Here is a 6,868-nt window from a genome sequence, read left to right on the forward strand (position 1 = left end):
CGACACCGATCGAGGAGCCCCCATGTCCGAGCGCACCACCGACTTCGACGTCTTGATCGTCGGTTCCGGCTTCGGTGGCAGTGTCACCGCGCTGCGCCTGGTGGAGAAGGGCTACAAGGTCGGCGTCATCGAGGCGGGCCGCCGCTTCGCCGATGACGAACTGCCCAAAACCAGCTGGGACCTGCGCAAATTCGTCTGGGCACCCAAGCTGGGCTGCTACGGTATCCAGCGCATCCACCCGCTGCGCGACGTGTTGATCCTGGGTGGCGCGGGCGTGGGTGGCGGTTCGCTGAACTACGCCAACACCCTGTACGTGCCGCCGGAGCCGTTCTTCCAGGACCCCCAGTGGCGCGAGATCACCGACTGGCGCGCCGAGCTCACGCCCTATTACGAGCAGGCGAAGAAGATGCTCGGTGTTGTGACAAATCCCCACATGACTCCGGCCGACGAGATCTTCAAAGCTGTGGCCGAGGACATGGGTGTGGGCGAAACGTTCGTGCAGACGCCTGTGGGCGTGTTCTTCGGAACGCCGGGCGAGACCGAGGCCGACCCCTACTTCGGCGGTGCCGGGCCCGAGCGCACCGGCTGTGTCGAATGTGGCGACTGCATGGTCGGCTGCAAGTTCGGCGCCAAGAACACCCTGGTGAAGAACTACCTGTACCTCGCGGAAAAGGCCGGCGCGCAGGTTATTCCGATGACCACGGTGTCGGCAATGCGGCCGCTGCCCGACGGCACGTGGGATGTGGCCACCGAGCGCACCGGTGCGTGGGTTCGCAAGGCGCCCAAGACTTTGACCGCCAAGCACGTGGTGCTCGCGGCCGGCACGCTGGGCACGCAGAAGTTGCTGCACGCGATGCGCGATGAAGGTGCGCTGCCGAAGCTGTCGAACCAGTTGGGTCTGCTCACCCGCACCAACTCCGAATCGATCGTCGGCGCCGCGACCAGGACGCTGGGGCCCGACCAGGACTTCACCAAGGGTGTGGCGATCACCTCGTCGATCCACCCCACTCCCGACACCCACGTCGAGCCGGTCCGTTACGGCAAGGGCTCCAACTCGATGGGCATGTTGCAGACGCTGATGGTCGACGGCGGCGGCCGGGTGCCGCGCTGGCTGCGGTTCCTCGGGCTGGTGCTGTCCAACCCGCTGACCTTCTTCCGGTTCGTGAGCGTGAAGAACTGGAGCGAGCGCACCATCATCTCGCTGGTCATGCAGCACCTGGACAACTCGATCACCACCTACACCAAGCGCGGCCTGTTCGGCGGCCGCAAGCTGACCTCCAAACAGGGCCACGGACAACCGAATCCGACCTGGATTCCGGCGGGCAACGACGTGACCCGACGGGTCGCGGAGAAGATCGGCGGCGTTGCCGGTGGCACCTGGGGTGATGTGTTCAATGTGCCGATGACCGCGCATTTCCTCGGTGGTGCGGCGATCGGTGCCGATCCGGAGCACGGCGTGATCGACGCGTTCCACCGGGTGTACGGGTACCCGACACTCAGCGTTGTCGACGGTGCGGCCGTGTCGGCCAACCTCGGCGTCAACCCGTCGCTGACCATCACCGCGCAGGCCGAGCGCGCGGCGGCGTACTGGCCGAACAAGGGCGAGGTCGATACTCGGCCCGAGCAGAGCGAGGGGTACGCGAAGATCTCGGCGGTTCGGCCGAACCGGCCGGTGGTGCCCGCGAGTGCGCCTGCCGCGTTGATTCTGCCGATCGTGGAGATCCGTAGCTCGGAGAAGACCGCGGGGTAGTTCTTGCGGAAAGCGGCCCCGGCCTTGCGGTTTCATGCCGCGAGCCGGGGCCGTTCTCGTTAGCATCGAAGGCGACGATCGGGAGGATCTTCGATGACGGTGCTGGTGCTGGGCGGGTATGGGACGGTCGGGGCGCATCTGGTGCGGTTGCTGCGGGGCGAGGGGGTCTCCGTGAAGTCTGCGGGGCGTGATCCGGGCAGGTCGGATCGGGTGGTCGATATCGGTGACAGTGCCAGTGTCGAAGCCGGGCTCGCGGGGGTGACCGTGGTGGTCAATTGTGTTGGTGCCGAGGATGTTCAGCTCGCAAGGCTCTGTGTCGAGCGTGGGTCCGTGTTCGTCGATATTTCGGCGACTTCGGGTTATGTCCGGGCGCTCGAGGATGTCGAGGGTCCCGTGGTGCTCGGTGTCGGGTTGGCGCCTGGGCTCACGACTCTGCTGGCCGTGGACGCGTTCGCGCACGAGCGTGGGCCGGTCGACATCATGATCGGGCTGGGCTCCGGGGAAGCGCACGGGCCTGCCGCGACTGCCTGGACGTATCAGCTTCTCGGACAGCGCTTTCCCGATGCCGACGGCACGAGTGTCCGCAATTTCACTGGGCGGCAACGGTTTTCCCTGCCCGACGATGCCGGGTATCGGCCATTTCCGGCGGTGCGCGCCGACTTCGCCGATCAGCACCGGCTCACCCGCGAGTTCGGGGTTCCGGTGCGCACCTACCTGCGGCTGGATTCTCGGCTGGACACGCTCGGCCTGGAGGCTCTGACGTGGGCGCCGTTCTTGCAGGCTGTGGCGCCGGCGCACATGCCCGGCAGCAGTGATCGGTGGGTGGCGCTGGCGCGGGCCGCGGACGGTTCGACCAGGTCCGCGACCGGTCGGGGGCAATCGCTGGCCACGGCGGTGGTTGCCGCGATTACGGTTCGTGCGCTGATCCGGAATCCGGTGTCGGCTCCCACCTGGATCCACCAACTTCTCTCGCTCGACGACATCAGTGCCGACCCACTTGCCGCCGATATTCGATTCCACCGCTGAGCGGGTTCACAGCGCGTTGATGCGGGCCAATGCTTCGAAAGCCAGGTCGCCCGCTTGCCACAGTGCGGTGATCTCGGCGCGGATCACGGGCGCCAACGCGGGGTCTTGCAGGGCTAGGCCGTTGGTGAAGATCACGGTGTTCGCGCCGAGGTCTGCGGCGATGAGCATCTGTTCGGTCGCCACACCGGCACCGAAGAGTTGGTCCAGTCCTTCGCCGACGAAGTAGAACCGCCAGAGTGGGCCGAGGTCGGCGCCGTAGGCAGCTTTGGTGCGGTCGACGATCACGTCACCGACCGAGGCGATGCCTGCCACGATCTTGAAGTAGTCCCCGGCGTTGTCCGGCCTGCTGCGCACCGCCGCCACCGCGTTCGTCAGATCGACAGTGAGATGCGCGTTGTACCCGGCCATGGCGGTGCGGGCGCGCGAGGCACCACAGTCTTGCGCGAGCGAAAAGTAGTGCGCCCATTGCGGTTCCGCGGTGCCGCCGGTGAATTCCGCGTGCAGGTTGTCGAGGAATCTACGCAGCAGGTCGAAGCTGATCGCGTGCGCGTACTCGCGGTCCGCGAACGCCGCGGGGTCGCGCTGCATCGGCATCACCGCGGCATATTCGACACCGTCGAGGCCGATCGCGAACAACCCCCGCAGATCGCGGTGCTCGACCAGGATCTCGGTGATCCGATGATGCCGGGCCACCGCGTCCTCGAGCCGGTCCAGACTGCCGGCGCCGGAGATCGCCGAGGTGTCCGATAGGCGCGCGACTTCGGCGACGTCGGTCGGCGACAGGGTCGACCCGCACGCGGTGTCCCGCACAGCACCCTGTGCCGGACCCGCAGGCAGGGCCAAGGTGACTACCGCGACGAAGGCGGCTATTCCACTGGATACGCGCACGCGCCGATTCCACCACCTGCTGCCCGGTTCGTCGCTTCGACGCGCACGATCACCGGCGTGTCGGGGTCTCCGGCCGTCCTGGCCCCTAGGCTGGACCGATGCCGGAGACGATCGCGATTTCAGGAGCCAGCGGACATATCGGCGGCCGCGTTGCCCACCTACTGGCACTGTCCGGCGCGCGGTTGCGACTGCTCGGGCGCAACGTCGACCACATGGCCCCGATCGACGGTGCCACCACCGCGGCCATCGACTTCGCCGATCCGACCACCGTGGCCGCCGCCCTCGACGGTGTGCAGACCTTCTTCTTCGTCTCCGCCACCGAGAGCGCTGACCGAGCAGACCAACAGATCGCGGTCGTGCGGGCCGCGAAAGACGCGGGCGTGCAACGAATCGTGTACCTGTCGTTTGTCGGTGCGGCCCCGGACAGCACCTTCACGTTCGGGCGCGACCACTGGTACACCGAACAAGCCATCCGCGCCTCCGGCCTGGCCTTCACCTTCCTGCGCGACAACCAGTACCAGGACATCATCCCCCACTTCGCCGATGAGAACGGCGTGATCGAAGGCCCCGCGGGCGACGGCAAGGTCGCCGCGGTGACCCGCGGCGACGTCGCCGATTGTGCGGCGGCAGTGCTCGATTCGACCGAACATCATGGCCAGACCTTCGACGTCACGGGCCCACGGGCCTTCGATCTCACCACCGCCACCGCCGACATGACCGAAATCCTGGGCCGCCCTTACCGTTACGTCGACCAAACTGTCGACCAGGCTTACGCCTCCCGTGCGAAGTACAACGCGCCGAAATGGGAAGTCGACGGCTGGGTCAGCACCTACACCGCGATCGCGCAGGGCGACCTCGACCAGGTCACCGACGCGGTCCAACATCTGACCGGCCATCCGGCCACCGACTTTCGCGACTACCTCGAGACCCTGACAGGCAAGTCCTGAGGTAGTCGCCACCCGTCACACTTCGACCGTGTCCGCCTCGGGGATTGCCGCGCTGGGCACCAGCGAGTAGGCCGCGCAGACCAGCGCGAACAGCAGGTATCCCAGCGCTACGCCGGGTGCGGCGGCCCATTCGACCGCGTGCGCGTGGATCAGGCCGATCCAGCTCAACGCCGCGCCGATCAGTGCCGCCGCTGCCGCCGCGCGGAATCGTTTGTCGAGGATGAACGTGACGATCGCGCCCAGCACCAGACCGGCCAGCACCGCCCCGGAGCCGAACACCTTCAGCCCGTCGTAGACGACACCGGCTTGGCCCAGTGCGTCCGAACCGACCTCGGCCGCCGAAGTCCCTGCGGCGGCCAGCGCGTTGTCGATCTGGGTGACGGCCCATTCCGCGAGGTTGGGCAGCAGTGCGGCCACGACCGCGACCGCGTGGATGCGCGGCACCGCCTGGAAGGCCTGCGCGCCGATCAGCAGGCCGATGTAGAGCAGGATCGGCACGATCGCCGGGATCGGTAGCAGGGTCGCCAGCACACCGAAAAGGCCTAGGAGACACATGATTGCGATGGACGCGCCGCTGGCCAGTGAGTAGCCCGTGCGCCCGCCCGCATCCTTCCAACCGGGGTGGCCGATGTAGACCGCGGGCGGGAACGGGGAGCCGAAGCCCGCGCCGATCACCGCGCCGAAGCCGTCGGCCAGCAGCACGCTGCGCAGGTTGTAGTTGTCGCCCGCTGCCGCGGCGCTTTCCACGTTGCTCATCGCTTCGGTGAAGTTGTAGATGCCCAGCGGGATGGCGGTGGCCAAAAGCGGTGCGAGGTTGCTCAGGCCGTCGAACAGCAGACCCAGGCGCAGATCGGGTAGACCCAGTGCGATGTCGCCGGCGGCCTGGGCGACGTCGGGTACAGACATGTATCCGCCGATCCAGCCGATCGCGGTGCCGACCAGCAGTGCCACCAGCCCGACCGGGATATTGCCCGGCAGTTTCACGTCGGTGAAGAAGCCGATCAAGATGATGGCCAGCACCGGCAGCCCGATCCAGGCCACCTCCCACATCTGCGCGGCGGGGCGCATGGCGATGAAGGTGATGGAGATGCCGGCCAGGGTGCCCAGCATCGCGGCACGCGGGGTGACCTTGCGAATGTAGGGGCCGACGAACGCGCCGATCATCACGATCACGCCGATCATGAAGGCCCACGCGAGGCCGGCGGCCCACGCCCGCAACGGATCTCCGGTTGCCAGGTAGATCGGCAGCATCACCACGAACACGACGATGAACATGTGCGGCACGCTCGGCCCGTAGGGCAGCGCGGTGACGTCGGACCGTCCCTCGCGGCGGGCCAGGCGTCGGGCCAGCACCATGTAGTACAGGTTGCCCAGCACCAGGGCGACGCCGAGCGCGGGCAAGACCGTGCCGAGCACATCGGTGCTGGGGATCTTCACCACGGCGATGGTCAGGGTGGTCAATGTGAGTACGTTGACCAGGATGTTGAATGCCAGTCCGAAGAAGGCATTGGTGTCGCCCCTGGTCCACCACGGAAGTGCCAGTGGCGGTGGGGGTTCGGGTGCGGTGGTGGTTTTCGACGTGTCGACCGACATGGTGGATCCTGTTCGTTAAGCCGTGACGGGAGCTGTGGTGGTCAGTGCGGTGATGACGTCCGCGGAGTCCGCGACCCAGCCGAAGATCGCGCCCTGGGCGGCGATCATCGCCAGGCCTACGCGCTGGAACTCGGGGAAGTAGGAGCCGACGCAATCGGCGACGACCACACATTCGTAGCCGCGGTCGTTGGCCTCGCGGACGGTGGTGTGCACGCAGACCTCGGTGGTCACGCCGGCCACGAGCAGGGTGGCGATCGAATTCTGTTGCAGCACATCGGCTAGTTCGGTGGCGTAGAACGCGCCTTTGCCCGGTTTGTCGATCACGGTCTCACCGGTGATGGGTGCCAGTTCGTCGACGATGTCGTGGCCGTATTCGCCGCGAATCAGGATCCGACCGAAACGGCCGGGGTCTCCTATGCGCTGAGAAGGGTTGCCGCGCCGCAGTTTTGCCGGTGGGCAGTCCGACAGGTCGGGCAGGTGGCCTTCCCTGGTGTGGATGACGGTGATGTCGGCGGCTCTGGCGCAGGCCAGCAGTTCGGTGAGAGGTTCGATGACCTCGCGCAGCAAGGTGACGTCGTTGCCCAGACTCTCACCGAAACCGCCGGGCAGCAGGAAGTCTCGCTGCATGTCGATGATGACCAGCGCGGTGGTCGCCGGGTCGAAG

At 66.9% G+C, this 6,868-nt stretch carries 6 protein-coding genes; 3 read left to right on the forward strand and 3 right to left on the reverse strand.

Features of this window, described 5'->3' with window-relative positions; all coding sequences use genetic code 11:
* The first annotated feature begins 22 nt into the window (after window positions 1-22).
* Both ACFWU5_RS16945 and ACFWU5_RS16950 read left to right on the forward strand, forming a co-directional pair.
* Complete coding sequence (locus tag ACFWU5_RS16945; protein ID WP_379267865.1) at window positions 23-1,750, forward strand: GMC oxidoreductase; 1,728 nt, start codon at window positions 23-25, stop codon at window positions 1,748-1,750.
* Window positions 1,751-1,843: 93 nt separating this feature from the next.
* Window positions 1,844-2,776 (forward strand): NAD-dependent epimerase/dehydratase family protein, encoded by a 933-nt coding sequence (locus ACFWU5_RS16950; RefSeq protein WP_379241910.1) that lies wholly within the window; start codon window positions 1,844-1,846, stop codon window positions 2,774-2,776.
* A 6-nt stretch (window positions 2,777-2,782) separates the two neighbouring features.
* On the opposite strand, the gene ACFWU5_RS16955 is transcribed toward ACFWU5_RS16950, so the two are convergent.
* Window positions 2,783-3,664, reverse strand: coding sequence for a DUF5995 family protein (locus ACFWU5_RS16955; protein ID WP_379241909.1), 882 nt, complete (start codon window positions 3,662-3,664; stop codon window positions 2,783-2,785).
* Between the two features lie 98 nt (window positions 3,665-3,762).
* Between ACFWU5_RS16955 and ACFWU5_RS16960 the strand changes: the two genes are divergently transcribed.
* Complete coding sequence (locus ACFWU5_RS16960) at window positions 3,763-4,611, forward strand: SDR family oxidoreductase (RefSeq protein ID WP_379267866.1); 849 nt, start codon at window positions 3,763-3,765, stop codon at window positions 4,609-4,611.
* A 15-nt stretch (window positions 4,612-4,626) separates the two neighbouring features.
* Here the strand turns inward: ACFWU5_RS16960 and ACFWU5_RS16965 are convergent, their stop codons facing one another.
* Together ACFWU5_RS16965 and ACFWU5_RS16970 are read right to left on the reverse strand one after the other, a co-directional pair.
* Complete coding sequence (locus tag ACFWU5_RS16965; RefSeq protein WP_379267867.1) at window positions 4,627-6,204, reverse strand: regulator; 1,578 nt, start codon at window positions 6,202-6,204, stop codon at window positions 4,627-4,629.
* Window positions 6,205-6,219: 15 nt separating this feature from the next.
* Window positions 6,220-6,868, reverse strand: a 649-nt coding sequence (locus ACFWU5_RS16970) for a cysteine hydrolase family protein (RefSeq protein ID WP_379267868.1), incomplete at its 5' end; no start/stop codon positions are given.

Origin of the sequence: Nocardia sp. NPDC058640 (assembly GCF_042716995.1) — a bacterium.
Lineage (GTDB): Bacteria > Actinomycetota > Actinomycetes > Mycobacteriales > Mycobacteriaceae > Nocardia.